We start from the raw sequence: 19713 nt of genomic DNA, 5'->3' as shown, positions 1-19713 counted from the left end.
GGTCTCCTGGCTTACTCGCCGACGCTGCCGCTGTAGGGCACCAGTTCGTCCTTGCTCATCCGGCCGGTGAGCTGGCGCCACAGGCCGTAGGCCAGCACCAGGGCCATGCCGACGCTGGAGATCAGGAGGGACGTCTGGATGATGCCCATGGGGATGCCGGTGACCGGGGCGTGGTCGTCCATGCCGATGATCACCTGCTTCCAGGTGCCGTGGGCGAGCAGCAGGCAGCAGACCAGGGTCAGGAGGTCGGCGGTGAAGCGGCAGACGCGCTGGCCGCGTTCGCCGAGGCGGTCGACCACGCTGCTCATGCCGAGGTGCCCGTGGTCCTTCATCACGATCAGCGCCCCGATCAGCGTCAGCCACATGAACATGAAGCGCGACGCCTCTTCCGAGAACACGATCCCCGAATTGAACCCGTACCTCAGCACCACGTTCCCGAACACCAGCACCGCCATGATCCCGAACATCACGATCAGGATCATTTCGACGCATTTGACCAGCCCGTTCATTGCTCCCATGTTTTTCCCATCGACAGGTGATTGTTATTCGTGCAAGAAGAGGCCCGGCCGAGCCGGGCCGAAGCGGACCCGACCGGGTCCAGGAGGTTACTTGCGCACTTCGACCTTCGCCAGCTTTTCGTAATGCCGGACGATGGCGCTGTGGTCGCAGGCGGCCAGCTCGTCGGCCTGCAGCGCCTGCATGATTTCCATGACGCCGGCCGTCAGCGGCAGCGGGACGTGCAGGCCGTGCGCGGTGTCGAGCGCGTTCTGCAGGTCCTTGATGTGCAGCTCGATGCGGAAGCCGGGCTTGAAGTTGCCGTCGAGGATCATCGGCACCTTGGCGTTCATCACGGTCGAGCCGGCCAGCCCGCCCTTGATGGCGTCGAACACCGCCTGCGGGGCGACGCCGGCCTTGGTCGCCAGCACGAAGGCCTCGGACACCGCCGCGATGTTCAGCGCCACGACGATCTGGTTGGCGAGCTTGGTGACGTTGCCGGCGCCGATGTCGCCGACGCGCACCACCGACGAACCCATTTTGGCGAGGATCGGCTTGACGGTCTCGAACGCCGCCGCGTCGCCGCCGACCATGATCGCCAGCGTGCCGTCGATGGCCTTGGGCTCGCCGCCGGACACGGGCGCGTCGAGCATGACCACGCCTTTTTCCCTGGCCGCAGCGCAGATTTCCTGCGACGCGGCCGGCGCGATCGAGCTCGATGTCCACCAGGATCGTCCCCGGCCGGGCGCCTGCCAGCACGCCGTTTTCGCCGAGCACCGCCGCGCGCACGTGCGGCGAGTTGGGCAGCATGGTGATGATCACGTCGCTTTGCGCCGCGACGTCCTTGTTCGAGGCGGCAACGGTGGCGCCGAGCGCCGCCAGGTCGTCGCTCGGGGCGAATTTGTCGTACACGCTGAGCGCATAGCCCGCCGCGATGAGGTTCTTCGCCATGGGGCGGCCCATGATGCCAAGGCCGATGAATCCGATCTTCATGTCCGTCTCCTATTGGCCGAGCGCCCTGCGGGCGGCGGCGGCGATGTGCCTTTCGGTCAAGCCGTAGCGTTCCAGCAGTTCCTCGTAGGTGTAGGCCGAGGTGCCGAACTGGTCGTCGATGGCGATCTGTGCGAAAGGCAGGTTGACTTCGCCGATGATCAGCGCGGCGATGGCGCTGCCCAGGCCGCCGATGCGCGTGGCTTCGTCGGCCGTGACGATGGCCTTCTTGCCGGCCGCGTACTTGAGGATTTCCTCCTTGCGCAGCGGCTTGAGCGAGCTGACGTTGACCACTTCGGCGGAGATGCCGGCATCTTGCAGGAGGTCCGCCGCGAGCATCGATTTCCAGACCATCGCGCCGGTGGCGAAGATCACCACGTCGCTGCCGGCGCGGATGCGGTACATCCGGCCGATCTCGTAGGCGGTGTCGGGCGGGGTGTACACCGGCAGTTCGTTGCGGTTGATGCGGATGTACACCGGCCCCCGGTGCGTCAGCATGGCCTTGACCATCTTGCGCGTTTCCACCGCGTCGCAGGGGTTGAGTACGGTCATGTTGGGGATGGTGCACATGATGTTGGCGTCCTCGATCGACTGGTGCGTCTTGCCGTCGCCGAAGTCGGAGAGGCCGCAGCTCGAACCGCAGATGCGCACGTTGGCGCCGGGGATGGCGATGCCGCAGCGGATCTGGTCGTAGGCCCGGCCGACGGCGAACACGGCGAAGGTGCTGTAGAACGGGACCTTGCCGGCGAGCGCCAGGCCGGCGGCGGTGGTGGCCATGTTCTGCTCGGCGATGCCCATCTCGAAATAGCGTTCGGGATAGGCCTCCTTGAACAGGCAGGACATGGTCGATTTGCCGAGGTCGGCTTCGAGCACGACGATCTCCGGATGGGTCTTGCCTTCCTCGACGAGCGCCTCGCCGTAGGCCATGCGCAAACTTTTCCTTTCCATGATCAGACTGCCTCCTTCCGCGCGGCCAGCTCCTGCATGGCCTGAGTGAACCGGGTTTCGTCGAAGATGCCGTTGTGGTAGGTGGCGACGTCCTCGGCGAAGGACACGCCCTTGCCCTTGACGGTGTCGAGGATGACCAGCGCCGGCCGGCCCCTGACCGCGCGGGCCTGCTCGATGCCGCCGGCAATGGCGGCGACGTCGTGGCCGTCAACGGTCAGCACATCCCAGCCGAAGGCGCGCCATTTCGCGTCGAGGGCGGGAATGCTGAAGATGTCCTCGGTGCGGCCGGTGGCCTGGATCTTGTTCCAGTCGAGGAAGGCGGTGAGGTTGTCCAGCTTGAAGTTGCTGGCGGCCATCGCCGCTTCCCAGAGCTGGCCTTCCGACTGCTCGCCGTCGCCCATGATCACGAACACGCGCGCCGGGTTCTTGTCCAGGCGCAGGGCCAGCGCCATGCCGACGCCGAGGGAGAGGCCCTGGCCGAGCGAGCCGGTGACCGCCTCGATGCCGGGAACGGTCAGGTCCGGGTGGCCCTGCAGCAGGCCGTCCAGGCTCTTGACGCGCTTGAGCTCCTCGCGCGGGAAGTAGCCGAGCTCGCACAGCGCGGCGTACTGGATCAGCGCCGCGTGGCCTTTGGATAGCAGCAGGCGGTCGCGCTCCGGATTCTTCGGATCGGCGCGGTCGACGCGCATGGCGTGGAAGTAGAGCACCGCCAGGGTCTCGGCCAGCGAGCTCGATCCGCCCCAGTGCCCGGCCTTGCCGATGCCGATCATTTCCAGGACGTTGCAGCGCAACTGGTGCGCGACGGCTTGCAGCTCCCGGCGTTTCGCTTCGTTCATTGCGTGGTTCTCCTTGTTGCGCATTCAGGCCGCGGCCCGTTCGAAAAGCACCCGGCGCGCCTTTTCGACGCCGAGGCGCGGGCTGGTCAGCACGGGAATGGCGATCTCCGGCAGGTACGGTTCGAGGGTGACCATGCTGCCCTGGGCCAGTACGATGACGTCGTTCTCGCGTTCTGCCTGCTTGAGCAGGTCGAGCACCAGCCGGTCGTGCTTCTCGCGGTTCTTTTCCTTCATCAGCACGTCGAGGGCGCCGTCGGCCAGATAGGTCTTGATTTCGACGGTCTTGCCTGCCCGCGCGGCGACCTGCGCGAGCGCCGCGGCGGTCGGCTTGAGCGTGGCGGCCGCGGTGGCGGCGACGCCGATGCGCGTGCCCAGGGCGACGGCCTTTTCGGTCATGCCGTCGTCGACCATCACCAGCGGAATCCGGGTCATCTTCCGCGCGCATTCGATGCCTTCGCGGGTGGAAGAGCACTGGCTGAAGATCAGGTCGGCGCCGGCCGCCTCCGCCGCCACGCAGTACTGGGCGAGGCGCTGGATGATCGAGGGGGTGATACCCCGGTTGCGGTTCAGGGTGTCCAGCAGATCCTCGTCGACCAGATTGGAAATCTGCGCCTCGGGGATGATTTCCCGGAACAGCGGGTTGAAGGTGTCGAACGAGACCATGCTGGTCTGCAGGATGACGATCTTTTTCATGGCGTTTCCTTCGGAGGGTTCAGCTTTCCAGGAAGACCTTGAGCATCTTCCCTTCCTGGTTGTTTTCCTGGTCCCTGAAGGCGCGCACGCCGTCGCTCAGCGGGTAGGCGTCGGTCATCAGCGGCGCGATGTCGATCTTCTTCTCTTCGAGCAGCCTCAGGCTGTCGACGAAGCCCTGGAAGTCGTAGACGTAATTGCCCCGGATCGTCAGTTCGGTGGTGACGATCTTCTGCATGTTCACCTCGACCATCTTCTGCGCGTTGCCGATCCACACCGCGGTGCCGCCGATGCGCAGGCAGTCGAGCGAATTGGCGGCGGTCGGCGCGATGCCCACGGCCTCGATGGAGAAGTCGCACATCCGGCCGCCGGTGATCGACTCGACCGCCGCGAGAAAGTCCGTCGTGCGCGGATTGATCGTGTGCTCCGCGCCCATTTGCCGGGCGACGCCGAGGCGGAAGTCGGTGGCGTCCGAGACGATGATGTTCTTCGCACCGCGCAGCTTGAGCAGGGCGACCGCCAGCAGGCCGATGGTGCCGGCGCCGAGGACCATGCAGGAAGACGCTTCGGCGATTTCCCGGTCGGAGATCTTCTGCACCGAGCGGTAGGCCACGGCCAGCGGTTCGGTCATCGCCGCCTCGTTGAAGGAGAGCGACGGGCCGAAGGGGATCAGGTACTTTTCCTCGACCGCCACGTACTCCGCCATGCTGCCGTCGTGGTCCATGACGCCCATGCAGATGCCGGACGGGCAGACGTTGACCATGCCCTTCCGGCAGAACTCGCATTCGCCGCAGAACGGCTTCGGGAAGATCACCACCCGGTCGCCCTGGCGCAGCTTGCCGCCCTCGGGCGCCGTTTCGACCACGCCGGACACCTCGTGGCCCATGATCATCGGCGGCAGGCGCCGGCCGGTCTTGCCCAGGTAGCCCTCGAAGTCGGAACCGCAGATGCCGTTGGACCGGACCTTGACCAGATACGTGCCGGGCGCCGGCTGCGGCATCGGAACGTCGCGCAACTCCATGGCCTTGTCGCCGACGTAATACAACGCTTTCACTCGCTTCTCCTTGTGTGATTCATGAAGAGACGGGGCGGCACGCCCGCCGCCCCTCGGGTTTTACTTACCGTTCTTGCGCACCGCGGCGATTTCCTGCTGCGCCTGGGTGACGATGGGGGCGCCGATTTCCGCGGTGAAGCGCTCGACGACCGGCTTGGTGCGCTCGCGCATCTTGGCGATCTCGGCGTCGGAGACGTTGGTCACGGTCATGCCGCGCTTCCTCATGTCCTCGAGCAGCCCGGCGGACAGGTTACGGATCAGCGACCGCTCGTAGTCGCGCGTCTGGTGGCAGGCCTTGTACATGTCGTCCCGCTCCTTCTTGTCGAGCTTGTCCCAGAAGGCCTTGCTGACCAGGACGACGTACGGCGCGTAGGCGTGGTTGGTCAGGCTGACGTACTTCTGCACCTCATACATCTTGCTCGCGTGCATGTTGGCGATCGGGTTTTCCTGGGCGTCAACCGCCTTGGTCTCCAGCGCCGTGTACAGCTCGGTCATCGGCATCGGGATCGCGTTGGCGCCCATCGACTTGAAGGATTCGAGGTACACCGGGTTCTGCATGACGCGGACCTTCAGCCCGCTGATGTCGTCCATGGTGGCGACCGGGCGCTTGCTGTTGGAGAGTTGGCGGAAACCGTTCTCCCAGTAGCACAGGCCGATCATGTTCTTCGGCGTGGCCAGGTCGAGCAGCTGCTGGCCCAGTTTGCCGTCGAGCACCGTGTCCGCCTCGCTGTCGCTCTGGAACAGGAAAGGCAGGTCGAAGAGCATGAACTCCTTGATGATCGTGGCCACCGGCGCGGAGGAAACGACCGTCATCTCCTGCACGCCGCCGCGCACCGCGGCGATCTGCTGGGTCTCGGAACCCAACTGGCAGGCCGGATACGTCTTGACCTTCGTCTTGCCGCCGCTGAGCTGTTCCATGATCTGGGCGAACTTGTTGGACCCCTGTCCCAGGGGATGGTCCTCGGCGATGCAGATGCCGAGGCGGACGTTGCGTTCCTGCGCCTGCGCGGCGGAGGCGGGGATGCAGGCGGCGGCGAAGGCGGCGGCCAGGAGCGTGGAAAAGTTCAAAGCGTACGTCATGTAGTCCTCCCGAAGGTGTTTGATTTTTGGGCTTTGCGTCGATCGTGCGCGCGGAAAGAAAACTGCGCGGATAAATGAAACCGGGTGTTGCGTCTTTGTTTTTGTGGGCGAAGATTAATGACTAAAAAAATGCAGAACAAATGAATTATTTGTAGTTTGCGATACCATTATTCGTATCGGTTCGGGGTTGAACCGAGAACAAAGACGGGGGAAACCATGAACGAGAACGACGTCGCCGGCCGCATGCGCACGCGCCTGAAGACCCGGCACATGCTCCTGCTGGTCACGCTCGACGAAACGCGCAACCTGCATCAGGCGGCCGAGGCGGCGAACATGACGCAGCCCGGCGTTTCGAAGATGCTCAAGGACATCGAGGACATCCTGGGCGTGCCGCTGTTCGAACGGCTGCCGCGCGGCGTGCGCCCGACGGTTTACGGCGAGACGATGATCCGCCACGTGCGCATGGCGCTGGCGCACCTGGCGCACGGGCAGCAGTCGATCGCCACGCTGCGCGCCGGCCTGTCCGGGCACGTCAACATCGGCGTGATCGTGGCGCCGGCGCTGACCCTGATTCCGCGCGCGATCGCCCGCGCCAAGGAGGAGGCGCCCAACCTGTGCATCGGCGTCGAGGTCAGCACCAGCAATGATCTGGTCGTCAAGCTCAAGCAGGAGCACCTCGATTTCCTGATCGCCCGCATCCTGGAACGGGAGGACGAGCCGAGCCTGCTCTACGAGGACATGACCGAGGAAGTGGTGTGCGTGGTGGGGCGCCGGGCGCATCCGCTGGTCGCGCACCCGAAGCTGACGCTGAAGGAGCTGGCGCAGGCCAAGTGGATTCTCTCAGCGCGCGGCAGCATCCTGCGCAACCGCTTCGACATGATGTTCCGCCGGGCCGACCTGGACATGCCGGCCAACGTCGTCGAGACGACGGCCATGTCGGTGACCATGAGCCTCCTGCAGCAGACCGACTTCCTGCACGTGATGCCGGTCGAGGTGGCGCGCTATTACGTCGCCACCGGCGAACTGGCGATCCTGCCGATCGACATCCCGTGCCGGATGGAGCGCTTCGGCATCATCACCTCGCGCGATCAGGTGCTGTCCGAAGGCGCGAACCTGCTGCTGCGGCACATCCGCGCGGTGGCCGCGGAGATTTACTAGAAGATCACGAGGTGCGCGATCCCGCGCACCAGGATGCCGAACAAAGCGCCCTTGGCCGCGGGCATGGCGAAGCGGGCGAAACGGGGGCCGGCGGTCATCAGCACGGCGAAGCCCACCGGGTCCAGCGTGTTGATGGTGAAGCCGGCGATGCGGTTCAGGTCGAGCACGGTCATCGTCTGATCCTGCAGCATCGGCAGCGTGGTGCCCATCATCGCCGTCCCGCCGGCGATGTACTTGGTGACGATCGGCAGCACCGCGGCGGGGGCGACGCCGACCAGGGCGAAGGCCGGCCCGCAGATCGTTTCCAGCAGCCCGATCGCGCCGACCGCCTTGAGCACGTTGACCAGCAGCACGGCCAGCACCAGCACCGGCACGGCTTTGAGCGCCAGCTGGAAGCCTTCCTCGCCGCCGCCCAGGATCATCTGCACCAGGCGCTGCTTCTCGCGGACGGGGCGGATTTCCTCGGCGGCCGGGAGTTCCGCGCCGTCCGCCAGGTGCTTGGCGAAAATCCGGTAGGTCAGCCAGGCGGAGACCAGCCCGCCGAGCACGGAGGTGGCCATCACCACCGGCAGGTTGAGGCCGAAGGCCGACAAGGGAAACGTGGCGTTGGCCTGCGACATGCAGAGAACGGCGGCGAATCCGGCGGCGATCTTGCGGTCGGAGATCGCCGCGTCCTGGTCCATGATGCGGAAGGTCGCCGTCGGCGCGGCGAAGCTGACGAAGAGGATCTGCACGATGGCAAAGGCGCCAAGCCCCGGAATGCCGAAAATCAGCAGCACCGGCGCGGCGAGGATGGCGACGCGGCGCAGCACGCCCTTCTGGTCGAGCACCCGCATCACCGCCATCATGAACACCATGATCGGCATCAGGACGAAGAACGCCAGCTCGAAGCCCTTCTGTCCGGAGGCGAAGAGGATTTTCATGAACTCATGCATGGTGCGGCTCCAGGGTCGCGGCTAGCGCAGGATCGAAAAAGGAGATTGCCCGGTCGACGGAGCGATGCAAGCCGCTTGACGGCATGCCTGTCGAGGCCGTTCGATCGAAATCGAATTTCACGCCGATCCGCCCGGGCAAACCGGATTCTAATATGGGGCCGAAGGATTACTCGTCCTGGCCGAGGGTGCGCCGGAAATCGAGCTCGGCGATTTCGATCGATTTCTGGTTGATGAGGCGCGACATCAGGGCGACCGCGACCGCGCGCGTGCGGCTGTTGAATTGCGCGGCGCCGCTGCGCAGGGCGGGCATTTCGATGACGCCGAGCTTTCCATATAGCTGCTGCAGGCGTCCCTGGACGCTGCGCAGGGAAAGCTTGCGCCGCTCGGCGATGGCCTGGTCCGTCAGGCCGATGGTGATGTCGAGCAGCACCTCGTATTCCGACTCGGTAAGCCCGTCGGCGCGCCCCTGGCTGCGCTGCTGGACCCCGCGGATCTCGCGGTCGATGACGTTCTGCCCTTCGAGGAATACGCAGCGGATGGAACGGCGCAGCCGCTCCTTCGACGAGGTTTTCAGGATGTACCCGTAGGTCGCGCAGGCGGGCACGATCTTCGTGATGCCGCGCACATAGGCTTCGTCGTCGTAGTTCGACCAGAAAACGATCGGCATGTCCGGCTGCGCGGCCCAGATCGCCTTGGCCGCCTGCACGCCCGTTTTCTTCGGCATCTGCAAGTCCATGACGATCCCTTTCGGGCCGTACTCCTGAACCAGTCGGATCGCCTCGTCGCCGTCGGCCGCCTCGACCAGCTGCGTGCATTCGAGATCGGAATTGATCATCACCTCGCGCAGGAAATTGCGATGCAGGGTGTCGTCCTCGACGATCAGGTAGGTGTTCATTTGCGGTTGTCAGGTGCGGTCGGGGTTCCGCCGGCCGGCGGGTCCGGCAGGACGATTTCCAGCCGGGTCCCGCGTCCGTCCGGATGCGGCGTGACCGACAAGGCCGCCTGGATCAGCGAGGCGCGCGTCTGCATGTTGCTCAGCCCTCCGTAACGCCGGCCGGAGGTCCTGGAGAGCCCGCTGCCGTCGTCGGCCACCACGATGCGGACGCATCCGTCCCGCCGCCCGATTTCGACGTCGATGCGCGAGGCGTTGGCATGACGGATGGTGTTGTTGATGGCCTCCTGCACGATGCGGTAAAGCGCGACGAGCGTGTTGCCCGGCAAATCCTCGATGCCGGAATCGCCGTCATCGACGAGGCGGTAGTCGAGCAGCGACGAATCGGCGCGCACGCTGCGTTCGAGCAGCGCCTCCACGGCCTGGCCGAAGCCAAAGAACTGCAGCACCGAGGGTTTCGCGTTGTCGATGATCACCCGCAATTCCCGCACGCAATGCTCGACCTCCTCGAGCAGCGGCTGCAGATCTCCGGGACGCAGGGCGTCCCGCGCCAGCAGCCGCTTGAGGCTCCGCGAAATACGGGTCAGGTCCGCCAGGGTCTGGTCGTGCAGATCCATGCCGATCGCCTGGCGGGCGTTTTCCAGTTCCTCGGTCAGGTGCAATGCGCCGATGCGCAGCCCTTCGGCGCGGGCCTCCGCTTCCATCTGCTGCAGTTCGTGCTGGCGGGCCAGCTCGCTTTGCCGCAGCGAATAAAAGTACGAGGAAAGAACGTCGGCGACGACCTTTGCCGCTTCGACCTCGTCGTCGCCGTAGGTGCCGATTTCCTGGGTGGAGAACGAAAGCGATCCGATGACCCGCCCCTCGACCTTGAGCGGAACGTGCAGGCGGCTGTGCAATCCCGCCGCGAAGATCGGTTGCGAGAACGCGCCGGCGAAATGGAAGCGCGGGTCCGTCTGCGCGTCGTCGGTCACGATGTGGCCCACGCGGCCCCGCAGCAGGTCGCGGATCGGGCTTTCGGCGACCGGCTTGAAGGCGCTCGTCTCCGCGTCCCACTCGGTGTGCAGGCCCGTCTCGTAGGCGGCGACCTGCGCATTGTCGCCGCTGAGCACGGCGACATCGAGGTGATCGTGCGGCAGGAGCCCGCTGATTTCGTTGGATACCGCGCGAATCACCGCGCGAAAATCGAGCTGGCCGGCGATGGCTCGCTGGATGGACAGGATTTTCCCGAGGTCGATGGCGGTGACGGCGTTTGGCATGGCAGCGCAGGTTTTCGTGCACTATCGGCGAGCAGTGTGCCATGCGCCAGCAGGGAAGCCGGGATTTTCTTGCGGGAACCCGCAAAATTTTTTCGCGCATGACGCTTAAGCGCACGCCGCCGGCCGTGTGATAGTTCGCCTGTCGGGCGACAAGAAAAAGAAACGGTGGCGGGGGAACGAACGTCGCGGAAATGCGCCGGCATGGGATGGGCAGGCGTTGGCGTGCGTGTCCGGAAGAAACGGCTGTCCGGTGATGAATCGATGGGTTAATTCATGGAGGCAACTATGAGGAAGACGCTGTTTCATACCCCGTTGAGGGTCCTGGCGGGCTGGGCGATCGTCGCCATGGGGCTGGCGGCGGGGCCGGCCATGGCGCAGAGCAGGAATCTGGTCTATATCACGCCGTCCCTGAACGTTTCCTTCTGGCGCTACGTCGCCGCCGGCGTCGAGGCGAACGCCAAGGTGGCCGGCTACACGCTGACGACGCTGGACTCGAACAACGACGGCGGCACGCAGTTGAAGAACGCGCAGGACGCGCTGGCCAAGGGGGCCGCCGGCATCGTCATTTCGCCGACGGACAGTTCGACGGCGCCCAGCGTGCTCGATCTCGCCGAGAAGGCGGGGGTGCCGGTGGTGATCTGCGACATCGGCACCTCGCGCGGCAACTACGTCAGCTTCGTCGCCTCGGACAACCTGGCCGGCGCGCGCGGCATCGGCGACGCGGCCGCCGCGGCGCTCAAGGCCAAGGGCTGGACCAACGGCGCGTACGGCATCATCGCCATCCCGCAGACCCGGAAGAACGGGCAGTTGCGCACCCAGGGCTTTCGCGAGGCGATGAAGGCGGCCGGCATCGTCAAGGAAGTGCCGATGCAGCAAATGAAGACCTTCACCGCGGACGAGTCCTTCCGTTTCGCCCAGGACATGCTGACGGCCAATCCCGGCCTGCGCCTCATCTTCGTCCAGTCCGACCAGCAGGCGATCGGCGTGGCGAGGGCGGTCAAGGCGGCGCGGCGCGAAGGACAGGTCCTGGTGGCGGCGTTCGACGGCACGCCGGAACTGCTGCAGGCGATCAAGGACGGCGCCATCGTCGGCTCCGGCATGCAGCAGCCGTACCTGATGGGAGCCACCGCGGCCAAGCTGCTGACCGCGAAGCTGTCCGGCGACACGCCGCCCAAGGAGGAAATGGTCGAGATCATGACGGTGACCAGGGAAACGGCCGAGTCGAAGGCCGACCAGATCCGGCTCAACGTTTTCGCCAACAACCCGTAATGCCGGAAATCCGCATGCCGGCGGCGATCGCCGGCCGGCATGGCGGCCTCGCCCCCATGCTGACGACGCAGGGCCTGACCAAGCGCTTCGGCGCCGTGACGGTGCTCGAGGCGATCGATTTCGAATTGTCCGCCGGCGAGGTGCACGCGCTGTTCGGCGCCAACGGCGCGGGCAAGTCGACGCTGTCCCGGCTGATCGCCGGCCATCTGCAGCCCAATGCGGGGCGGATGCTGCTGGCCGGCGACCCCTGCCGCTTCCGCTCTCCGCGCGAGGCGCTCGAAGCCGGCATCGCGATGGTGATGCAGGAAACCAGCCTGGCGCCGGATCTGCCGGTGTTCGAAAACGTCTTCCTGCCGCGTTACGGCGGCGCGGGCCGCTGCCGTTTCGCCGACATGCGCCGCCGGACCGTCGAACTGCTCGAACAACTGGGCGTCGCGGCGGAGATCGATCCGCAGGCGCGCACCGGCGACCTTGCCGCCGCCCACCGGCAGCTCGTCGAGATCGCGCGGGCGCTGGCGTTGAACGCCCGCGTCATCATTTTCGACGAGCCGACCACCTCGCTCAGCCCTGCGGAAACCGCCAGGCTGTTCGCCGTCATGGATCGCCTGCGGGCCGAAGGATGCGCGATGGTTTTCGTCTCGCACAGGCTGGAGGAATTGTTCGCCATCACCGACCGGGTGACCGTGCTGCGCGACGGCAAGGTCGCCGCGCGCGGGATTCCCACCGCGGACCTGACGCAGGGCGAACTGATCCGCCTGATGATCGGGCGCGACCTCGAACCCGTGCGGCGCGATCCGTCGCGGGAAATCGCCCCGTCCGGCCCGCCGCTGCTGCAGGTGGAGCGCCTGCGCGCCGGTCCCTTGTTGCGCGACATGAGTTTCACCTTGCGGCGCGGGGAAATCCTCGGCCTGGGCGGACTCGTCGGCGCCGGGCGCTCGGAGACGCTCGAGGCGATTTTCGGACTGCGCGCCCTGCAGGACGGCAGCATCCGCCTGCGCGGCGAGCCGTTCCGCCCCAGGCGGCCGCTGGACGCCATCCGCGCCGGGTTCGGCTATCTGGCCGAGGACCGCCGCGCGCAAAGCATCCTGCCGGACCTTTCGGTGCGCGAGAACCTGCTGGTGGCGGCGCTTTCGGCGCAGCGCTCGCCGCTGATCCGCTACCAGCGTTTCCGGCGGCGCGCGGCGGAGCTGGCCGCCAGGCTCGACCTGCCGCCGCACCGGCTCGACGACGACAGCATGTCCAGTTTCTCCGGCGGCATGCAGCAGAAGATCCTGCTGATGCGCTGGCTGCTGCTGGAGCCCGCCATCCTGCTGCTCGACGAGCCGACCAAGGGCATCGACGTCGGCGCCCGCGCGGCCATCTACGCGCTGCTGCGCGCCGTCGCCGCCGAGGGCGTGGCGGTGCTCGTCGTCTCGTCGGATTTCCAGGAACTCATCGACCTCTGCAACCGGATCGTGCCGGTCAGCGACGGCCGTTCGATCGGGTCGGTGCCGGCGGAACTGCTCGACGAGGAGAAGCTGCTGATGCTGGCGGCGCCGCGCAGTTCGATGGCGGCGCAGCGCGCCTGGATCGACCGCATGGCGGCCGAACACGGCGCCGCGGGCTTCTGGGCCATCGTCGAGCGCGATGTGCTGATCTGCCTTGCCGCGTCGCCGAATGCCCAGGACGCGCTGGGCTTTTCTTCCGGAGCGGTCTGCCCGATCGCGCAGAGCCGGGTACCGCGCGCGCTCGGCCGGGCCGATGCGCGCGGCACGATCGTCGAGGCGGACGGCACGGCGACCTGCCTGCTCGGCGTGCGCAACGCGCGGGGGCACGATCTCGGCGTGATCGGCCTGTCCCTGGCCGCCGGCGTTTCCCCCGCGCGGCTGGCCGCCTTGCGCGCCGAGATCGCCGAAGCCGTCGCCGGACAGGACAACGAAAGCATTCTTCTGACCCTTTGAGTATCGCTCGCCGCCCATGCCAACTCCGACCCCGCTTTCCCCGGCCGCCCGCCTGGCACGCACCATCGAAGTCCGCATGCTGGGCCTCGCGCTCGTCCTGGGGCTGATCCTGGCGCTGTCTTCGGAACATTTCCTGACCGCCAACAATCTGCTCAACCTGCTCGACCAGTCGGTCGTGATCGGCGTGGTGGCGATCGGCATGACCTTCGTCATCCTGACCGGAGGCATCGATCTGTCGGTCGGCTCGGTCGCCGGACTTACCGGCATCATTCTCGGCCTCGCCATGCGCGAGATGCCGATTCCCGCCGCGCTGTTCCTGGCGATCGCCTGCGGCGCGGCGATCGGCCTGCTTTCCGGCGTCCTGGTCGCCGTCTTCGGGCTGGCCCCGTTCGTGGTGACGCTGGGCATGATGGCCATCTGCCGCAGCCTGGCGTACGTCGTTTCCGGGCAGCAGTCGATCTCCGACGTGCCCGAATCGCTCGGCCGGCTGGTCGACAGCAGCACGCTGGGCGTGCCGATGAACGTGGTCATCCTGCTGTCCTGCTATGCCGTGGCCTGGGCGTACCTGACCTGGGCAAAGGGCGGGCGGACCATCTATGCGATCGGCTCGAACCTCGAAGCGGCGCGCATCGCCGGCCTGGCGGCGACGCGCTACAGGATTCTCGTCTATGTCGTCTGCGGCGCCTTGTTCAACGCTTTCGGTCGCGCTGATCGCGGGGCAGTTGCTCTCGATCGACCCGCTGGCCGGGAACGGCATGGAACTGGACGCCATTGCCGCCGTGGTCATCGGCGGGGCCAGCCTGTTCGGCGGGCGCGGCTCGGTGCTCGGCACGCTGATGGGCGTATTCATCATGGTCATGATCCGCAACGGCATGAATCTGCTGGGGATTTCACCGTTCTGGCAGGGCGCGGCCATCGGCAGCATCATCATCGGCGCGGTCCTCATCGAGCGCCTGATGGCCCGCCGGACGACACGCTGAGCATTCCCATTGAAAGGAGTTTTCCATGTTCACCGACTGCATCGAAATCATCGATGAGCGTTTCCGCCGGCTCGCGCTGGGCAACGTGCATCTCGAAAAGCTCCACTCGGGCTGCCGCTGGTGCGAGGGGCCGGCGTATCTCGCCGCCGGGCGTTACCTGGTGTGGTCCGACATCCCGAACAATCGCGTGATGCGCTGGGACGAGACGGACGGGTCGGTGTCCGTGTTCCAGTCGCCTTCGTTCCATGCCAACGGCCATACCGTTGACCGCGAGGGGCGGTTGATCGCGTGCGAACACAGCGGGCGCTGCGTCTCGCGCTATGAGCATGACGGCTCGCGCACCGTGCTGTGCGGCGGCGGTCCGGGCTGGCGGTTCAACTCGCCGAACGACGTGGTGGTCAAGTCGGACGGCAGCGTCTGGTTCTCCGACCCCAGCTACGGGATCGATACGGCGTACGAGGGCTATCCGGCGCCGCACGAGGTCGACGGCTGCCACGTGTGGCGGTTCGATCCGGCGTCCGGCGCGCTGAAGGCGGTGGCGACCGACTTCCAGATGCCGAACGGGCTGGCTTTTTCGCCCGACGAGAAATTGCTGTACGTCGCCGATACCGGCCGTACCCATTCGCCGGACGGCAGGCGGCACATCCGCCGCTTCGCGGTGGGGAAGGACGGCGCCTCGCTCGCGGGAGGCGAGATATTCGCCGAATGCACCGAGGACCTGTACGACGGTTTCCGGGTCGACAGCGAGGGCAATCTCTGGGTCGGCGCCGGCGACGGCGTGCATTGCATCGCGCCGGACGGCAGCCTGATCGGAAAAATCCGCGTTCCGGAGGTGGTGGCCAACGTCTGTTTCGGCGGCGTGCGGCGCAACCGCCTGTTCATCTGCGGAACGACCTCCCTGTACGCCATCTTCGTGAATGCCGCCGGGGCCGTGCGCCCGCCGGCGGCCTAGGGTTTTTATCAAAGGCCCGGCAGGCGCGGCCGCCGGTCCGGCAAGCGCAGCCCGGGCCTGCCGCCCGGCTTCGGATTCAGCCCGGCCGTTGCGCTTCGGCTAGCGGACGCTCTTGCTCACGCCCGCCGATTCGAAGCTGGCCATCTCGTTCATGAAGGCCAGCGCGGCGCACAGGATCGGATAGGCCACCATCGCGCCGGTGCCCTCGCCGAGACGCATGCCGAGGTCGAGCAGCGGGTCGGCGTCGAGCGCGCGCAACTGCACGGCGTGGCCCGCCTCGGCAGACTTGTGGCAGAAGACCACGTAGTCGAGCACGCGCGGTTCGATGCGCGCGGCGGCAAGCAGCGCCGAGGTGGCGATGACGCCGTCGCCGAGCAGGGTGATGCCGGCCTCCGCCGCGGCGAGGTAGGCGCCGACCATCATCACGATCTCGAAGCCGCCGAATTCGGTCAGGATGGCCATCACGTCGGCGTCGGGCGGGAGCTGCGCGCGATCGATCGCCTGCTGCATCAGCGCGCGCTTGTGCGCGAGGCCGGCGTCGTCAAGTCCGGTGCCGCGGCCGACACATTCGGCGAGCGGCGTCTCGGTCAGCAGGTGCGTGATCAGCGACGCCGAACCGGTGTTGCCGATCCCCTTTTCGCCCAGCCCCATGACGTTGCAGCCTCGGGCGATCGCTTCGCGCGCGAAACCGGCGCCGCGGGCCAGCGCGGTGGCGCACTGCTCGCGCGTCATCGCGGGTTCGACGAGGTAGTTGCGCGTGCCGCGCGGCGCGATCTTGGCATCGATCAGGCCGTCGCGCTCGCCGAAGTCGTGCGCGACGCCGGCGTCGATCACCACCATGGCCATGCCGTTCAGGCGGGAGAACACGTTGGCGCCCGCGCCGCCGCGCAGGTAGTTCTCCACCATCTGCCAGCTCACGTCCTGCGGGTAGGCCGAGATGCCCGCCTTCGCCGCGCCGTGGTCGCCGGCGAAGATCAGCATGTGCGGTTGGGTGAATCGCGGCGAGAGCGTGTTCTGGATGCGCCCGACCTTGAGCGCGATCCTTTCCAGTTGGCCAAGCGAGCCGAGCGGCTTGGTCTTGTTGTCGATCTTGTGTTGCAGCGCGGCGTCGAGCTCATGGCCGACCGGGCGGATGGAGAACTGCATGGGTGGGCGCTCAAAAAGCCTTGGATTCTACGCCGCCCGCCCGCGTTGCGGGAGCGCGGCGCCACGGCCGCTCCCGCCCCCGGCGCCGCGCCGGCCCCGCTCACTCGGCGATCAGCCAGCCGTCCTCGGCGAACTGCTTGCGGTGCTTCGCCATGTCGGCCTCCACGTAGGCGTCGAGCTTCTTGCCGGTCAGGAAGAAATCGGACTGCATGCCGGTGCGCAGCCACTCCTTCCATTCGGGGGTTTCGCGCACCTTGGCGAGCACGCCGATATAGTATTGGGCCTGCTCGTCGCTCGTCCCGCTGGGCAGCCATACGGTGCGCGGCATGTTGAACTGCTCGATCGGAATGCCTTCGTCCTTGCACAGGGGCACGTCGCCAAAGGAAGCGTTCGCCGTGACCTTGTCGGTGTAGGCGCTCAGCCGCTGCGGCGCGAATACGCAGAGCGGCCGCAGGTTGCCGGCTTTCCACTGGGAAATGTTCTCGTTCGGGTTGTTGGTGTTGGCATCGATGTGCGCGCCCGCCAGCTGGATGGCCGCTTCGTTCCCGGATTTGAACGGAATGTAGGTCAGCTTGACCCCGGTGGCCTTTTCGATCTGCCGGGTCAGGATGTGGTCGGTGTCCTTCGAATGCCCGCCGCCCATGCGCAGCGCGCCCTCCTTGGCACGCGCCGCCGCGATGAGGTCCCTGGCCGTCTTGTAGGGCGCGTTGGCGTGCGTCCACAGCAAGAATTCGTCGGCCGCCATGATGGCCACCGGACGAATGTCCTCGGCCTTGTAGCCGGCCTTCACGATCATCGGCGTCAGGTAGGCGAGATTGGTGGAGAACAGTACCTTGTGCGGGTCGCCCGCGTTGGTCTTGACGTGGACGAAGGCTTCGGAGCCGGCGCCGCCGCTTTTGTTCGAGACGATGACCGACACCGGCATCAGATGGTGCTTCTGGATGGCCAGCTGCACGACCCGGGCGAACTGGTCGGTCCCTCCGCCCGGCCCGGCGGAAACGACGAATTCGACGGGCCGGGTCGGTTTCCATTCGGCGACGGCCGCTCCGGGCAGGAGCGTCGCACAGAGCGTGGCGAGAAGCAGCGGGCGATGAATTCCTTGCATGATGGCCTCCTTGAAAGGGCTGGTTTGGCAACGGATGTCACGTCATGTATCGTGCTGCGGGTTGAAACAGGGGCTGCCCGCAGTCGTTGGCACGGCGATGCCGGCCACGGCTGGTTTTTATTATTGTATGTAATTTACTTTATATTGGCGTGTTTATACGCCTATTTTTCCGTCTTTTGTAGATTATTGTATTTAATGTTGATCCATGACCGTATTGGATAGAGTCGAGCGAATGGAACGAACGATGAGTGGCAGCCACGGCAAGCGCACGCAGGAGGCCGCCGACCGGATGCGGCAGATGATCGTCGCCGGCGAACTGATGCCCGGCCAGCGGATTTCCGAACGGGAGATCGGCGAGCAGATTCCCGGACTGTCGCGCACGCCGCTGCGCGAGGCGTTCAAGATCCTGGCCGGAGAGGGGCTGGTGACCATCGTGCCCAACCGGGGCGCAATCGTGACCGCGATGTCGATGGACGACGTCGAGGGGACCATCGAGGTGCTCGTCGGGCTGGAAGGGCTGGCGGCGGAGTCCGCCTGCCGGCACATCACGCCGCCGGAGATCGACGAGATCGACGCCTTGCACCGCCGCATGCTGGAGGCCTACGAGGCCGGGCAGCTCATGGACTATTTCGAACTCAACCAGGCCATTCACCAGCGCATCGTCAACGCGGCGCGCAACCGGGCGCTGTCGCGGATCTACGCCGCCGAGTGCGCGCGCATCCGGCGCTACCGGTTCGCCGGCAACCTGCGGCGCGAACGCTGGGACAGCGCTGTCGCCGAACACGAGCTGATCCTGCGCTTCCTCAAGGAACGCAACGGGCCGCTGCTGCGCGAAATGCTGCGCGCCCACTATCGCAACGGCTGGCTGGTCTCGCGGGAGCTGGTCGGAGCGGAGATTTCCGGGGTGGGCTGAGCGGGGAGGTCCCGGCCAGGAGCCGCCGCCGCGCCCTCCCCGCCGGCGCGTCCGCCGGTTGCCGCGCGTTTCAGCAGCGGGAACTCATCAGCCGGAGAAACTCCTGCGTGGTCGGGCCGACGGTCCGATCGCGGTGGACGATGCATCCCCAGTCGGTCAGCGTGTGCTTGAAGGCATACGGGAGAATTTTCAGGATGCCGTGCTGTTCGTACGGCCGGGCGATCGACAGGGGAATGGCGGCGATCATGTTTTCGAACGCCAGCAGGTTGGCGGCGACCAGGATCGAGGTCGTTTCGACCAGGCCGAGCGGCGGCGCGGCATGGTGGGCGAGCAGTTCCTGCTCGATCACTTCGCGCGACGGGCTGCCGCGCGGCTGCAATATCCACGGGTACGACAGCAGGGCCTTGAAGCTTATCTGCTTCTTCGCCGGGCGCAGCAGCGGATGGTCGGCCGCGGCGACCATGACAATCACCTCGCCGCCGATGGAGTGGAAGAGGCAGTCCTGTTCCAGCGAACCGTTGGCTACCGGCATCCTGCCGATGACCACGTCGAGCGTCCCGTCGCGCAGCATCCTGACCAGCCGGTCGCTGGTATCGACGACGATTTCGATCGACAGTAGCGGATAGGCTTTCTTCAGATTGACGATGGCCGTGCACAGATGGGTGGGCACCGCCACCATGATGCATCCCACCAGCAGCTTGCCCGAACCGCCCAGCTGCAACTCGTGCAATTCATGCGTCAGGGCCGCCATGTTGTTGCGCAGGTTGCGAAAACTGTGCAGCACCACCTGGCCGGCGGGGTTCAGCTGCAGTCCGCGCCCGACGCGGTCGAACAGCGGCTCGCCCAGCGTCTCCTCCAGTTCGTGCAGCATCTGGCTGGCCGCCGATTGCGTCATGCCCAGCGACTCGGCCGCCCCGCGCAGCGTCCGCGCTTCATCGATCGCCAGGATCAGGGCCACCTGCCGCATGCGCAGGCGGTTCAACAGCTGGGTCGTGGAACCGGGGGGCCGGGATGGCATTTATCGTTCACTTCCGCTTATCGATATATTAAATAGTTTAAATATACATCACAAAT

At 66.2% G+C, this 19713-nt stretch carries 19 protein-coding genes and 2 pseudogenes; 7 read left to right on the top strand and 14 right to left on the bottom strand.

Annotated elements, in window-relative coordinates:
• Positions 1 to 11: 11 nt before the first annotated feature.
• The 8 genes and pseudogenes from QM701_RS16580 to QM701_RS16545 form a co-directional block, all read right to left on the bottom strand.
• Positions 12 to 518 (bottom strand): TRAP transporter small permease, encoded by a 507-nt coding sequence (locus QM701_RS16580; RefSeq protein WP_415168113.1) that lies wholly within the window; start codon positions 516 to 518, stop codon positions 12 to 14.
• Between the two features lie 87 nt (positions 519 to 605).
• On the bottom strand, positions 606 to 1181 hold the full coding sequence (locus QM701_RS16575; RefSeq protein ID WP_415169421.1) for an NAD-binding protein: 576 nt from the start codon (positions 1179 to 1181) through the stop codon (positions 606 to 608).
• Positions 1182 to 1272: 91 nt separating this feature from the next.
• Positions 1273 to 1446 (bottom strand): annotated as a pseudogene (locus QM701_RS16570) (NAD(P)-binding domain-containing protein); the annotation flags it as partial.
• A 51-nt stretch (positions 1447 to 1497) separates the two neighbouring features.
• Positions 1498 to 2433 (bottom strand): transketolase family protein, encoded by a 936-nt coding sequence (locus QM701_RS16565; RefSeq protein ID WP_415168112.1) that lies wholly within the window; start codon positions 2431 to 2433, stop codon positions 1498 to 1500.
• Positions 2434 to 2435: 2 nt separating this feature from the next.
• The gene (locus tag QM701_RS16560) at positions 2436 to 3269 is read right to left on the bottom strand and encodes a transketolase (RefSeq protein ID WP_415168111.1); all 834 of its coding nucleotides are present in this window, start codon (positions 3267 to 3269) and stop codon (positions 2436 to 2438) included.
• A 24-nt stretch (positions 3270 to 3293) separates the two neighbouring features.
• Positions 3294 to 3962, bottom strand: a complete 669-nt coding sequence (locus QM701_RS16555) for an aspartate/glutamate racemase family protein (RefSeq protein WP_415168110.1) — start codon at positions 3960 to 3962, stop codon at positions 3294 to 3296.
• Positions 3963 to 3981: 19 nt separating this feature from the next.
• On the bottom strand, positions 3982 to 5013 hold the full coding sequence (locus QM701_RS16550) for a zinc-dependent alcohol dehydrogenase (RefSeq protein ID WP_415168109.1): 1032 nt from the start codon (positions 5011 to 5013) through the stop codon (positions 3982 to 3984).
• Positions 5014 to 5073: 60 nt separating this feature from the next.
• Positions 5074 to 6093, bottom strand: a complete 1020-nt coding sequence (locus QM701_RS16545) for a TRAP transporter substrate-binding protein (protein ID WP_415168108.1) — start codon at positions 6091 to 6093, stop codon at positions 5074 to 5076.
• Positions 6094 to 6309: 216 nt separating this feature from the next.
• On the opposite strand from QM701_RS16545, the gene QM701_RS16540 reads away from it, so the two are divergent.
• Entirely contained in the window at positions 6310 to 7251 is a 942-nt protein-coding gene (locus tag QM701_RS16540; RefSeq protein WP_415168107.1) for a LysR family transcriptional regulator, read from the top strand.
• Here QM701_RS16540 and QM701_RS16535 read toward each other — a convergent pair.
• From QM701_RS16535 to QM701_RS16525, 3 genes are all read right to left on the bottom strand, one after another.
• Positions 7248 to 8186: a nucleoside recognition family protein gene (locus QM701_RS16535; RefSeq protein ID WP_415168106.1), complete on the bottom strand. Its 939-nt coding sequence runs from the start codon at positions 8184 to 8186 to the stop codon at positions 7248 to 7250. The two genes, QM701_RS16540 and QM701_RS16535, sit on opposite strands and share 4 nt — an antisense overlap.
• A gap of 166 nt (positions 8187 to 8352) precedes the next feature.
• A complete protein-coding gene (locus tag QM701_RS16530) occupies positions 8353 to 9081 on the bottom strand; it encodes a response regulator (RefSeq protein WP_415168105.1) in 729 nt (242 codons plus the stop codon).
• Positions 9078 to 10334, bottom strand: coding sequence for an ATP-binding protein (locus QM701_RS16525; RefSeq protein ID WP_415168104.1), 1257 nt, complete (start codon positions 10332 to 10334; stop codon positions 9078 to 9080). Before QM701_RS16525 ends, QM701_RS16530 begins: the two co-directional genes overlap by 4 nt.
• A 285-nt stretch (positions 10335 to 10619) precedes the next feature.
• On the opposite strand from QM701_RS16525, the gene QM701_RS16520 reads away from it, so the two are divergent.
• The 5 genes and pseudogenes from QM701_RS16520 (at position 10620) to QM701_RS16500 (ending at position 15475) form a co-directional block, all read left to right on the top strand.
• The gene (locus QM701_RS16520; protein ID WP_415168103.1) at positions 10620 to 11603 is read left to right on the top strand and encodes a substrate-binding domain-containing protein; all 984 of its coding nucleotides are present in this window, start codon (positions 10620 to 10622) and stop codon (positions 11601 to 11603) included.
• 14 nt (positions 11604 to 11617) lie between these two features.
• A complete protein-coding gene (locus QM701_RS16515) occupies positions 11618 to 13543 on the top strand; it encodes a sugar ABC transporter ATP-binding protein (RefSeq protein ID WP_415168102.1) in 1926 nt (641 codons plus the stop codon).
• 16 nt (positions 13544 to 13559) lie between these two features.
• Positions 13560 to 14219 (top strand): annotated as a pseudogene (locus tag QM701_RS16510) (ABC transporter permease); the annotation flags it as partial.
• The gene (locus tag QM701_RS16505) at positions 14140 to 14523 is read left to right on the top strand and encodes an ABC transporter permease (protein WP_415169420.1); all 384 of its coding nucleotides are present in this window, start codon (positions 14140 to 14142) and stop codon (positions 14521 to 14523) included. The pseudogene QM701_RS16510 and the gene QM701_RS16505, both read left to right, overlap by 80 nt.
• Before the next feature lie 25 nt (positions 14524 to 14548).
• A complete protein-coding gene (locus tag QM701_RS16500; RefSeq protein WP_415168101.1) occupies positions 14549 to 15475 on the top strand; it encodes an SMP-30/gluconolactonase/LRE family protein in 927 nt (308 codons plus the stop codon).
• Between the two features lie 99 nt (positions 15476 to 15574).
• Here the strand turns inward: QM701_RS16500 and cobT are convergent, their stop codons facing one another.
• Together cobT and QM701_RS16490 are read right to left on the bottom strand one after the other, a co-directional pair.
• On the bottom strand, positions 15575 to 16621 hold the full coding sequence (gene cobT / locus QM701_RS16495) for a nicotinate-nucleotide--dimethylbenzimidazole phosphoribosyltransferase (protein WP_415168100.1): 1047 nt from the start codon (positions 16619 to 16621) through the stop codon (positions 15575 to 15577).
• A 100-nt stretch (positions 16622 to 16721) separates the two neighbouring features.
• A complete protein-coding gene (locus tag QM701_RS16490) occupies positions 16722 to 17726 on the bottom strand; it encodes a Bug family tripartite tricarboxylate transporter substrate binding protein (RefSeq protein WP_415168099.1) in 1005 nt (334 codons plus the stop codon).
• A 244-nt stretch (positions 17727 to 17970) separates the two neighbouring features.
• Between QM701_RS16490 and QM701_RS16485 the strand changes: the two genes are divergently transcribed.
• A complete protein-coding gene (locus tag QM701_RS16485) occupies positions 17971 to 18639 on the top strand; it encodes a GntR family transcriptional regulator (protein ID WP_415168098.1) in 669 nt (222 codons plus the stop codon).
• A 70-nt stretch (positions 18640 to 18709) separates the two neighbouring features.
• Here the strand turns inward: QM701_RS16485 and QM701_RS16480 are convergent, their stop codons facing one another.
• On the bottom strand, positions 18710 to 19657 hold the full coding sequence (locus tag QM701_RS16480) for a LysR family transcriptional regulator (protein WP_415168097.1): 948 nt from the start codon (positions 19655 to 19657) through the stop codon (positions 18710 to 18712).
• Between the last annotated feature and the right edge of the window lie 56 nt (positions 19658 to 19713).

The sequence above is a fragment of the Propionivibrio sp. genome, assembly GCF_047602565.1.
Classification (GTDB): Bacteria; Pseudomonadota; Gammaproteobacteria; order Burkholderiales; family Rhodocyclaceae; genus Propionivibrio.
The sequence above is the reverse complement of the archived record's forward strand: the minus strand, read 5'-3'. Positions and strand labels throughout refer to the sequence as shown.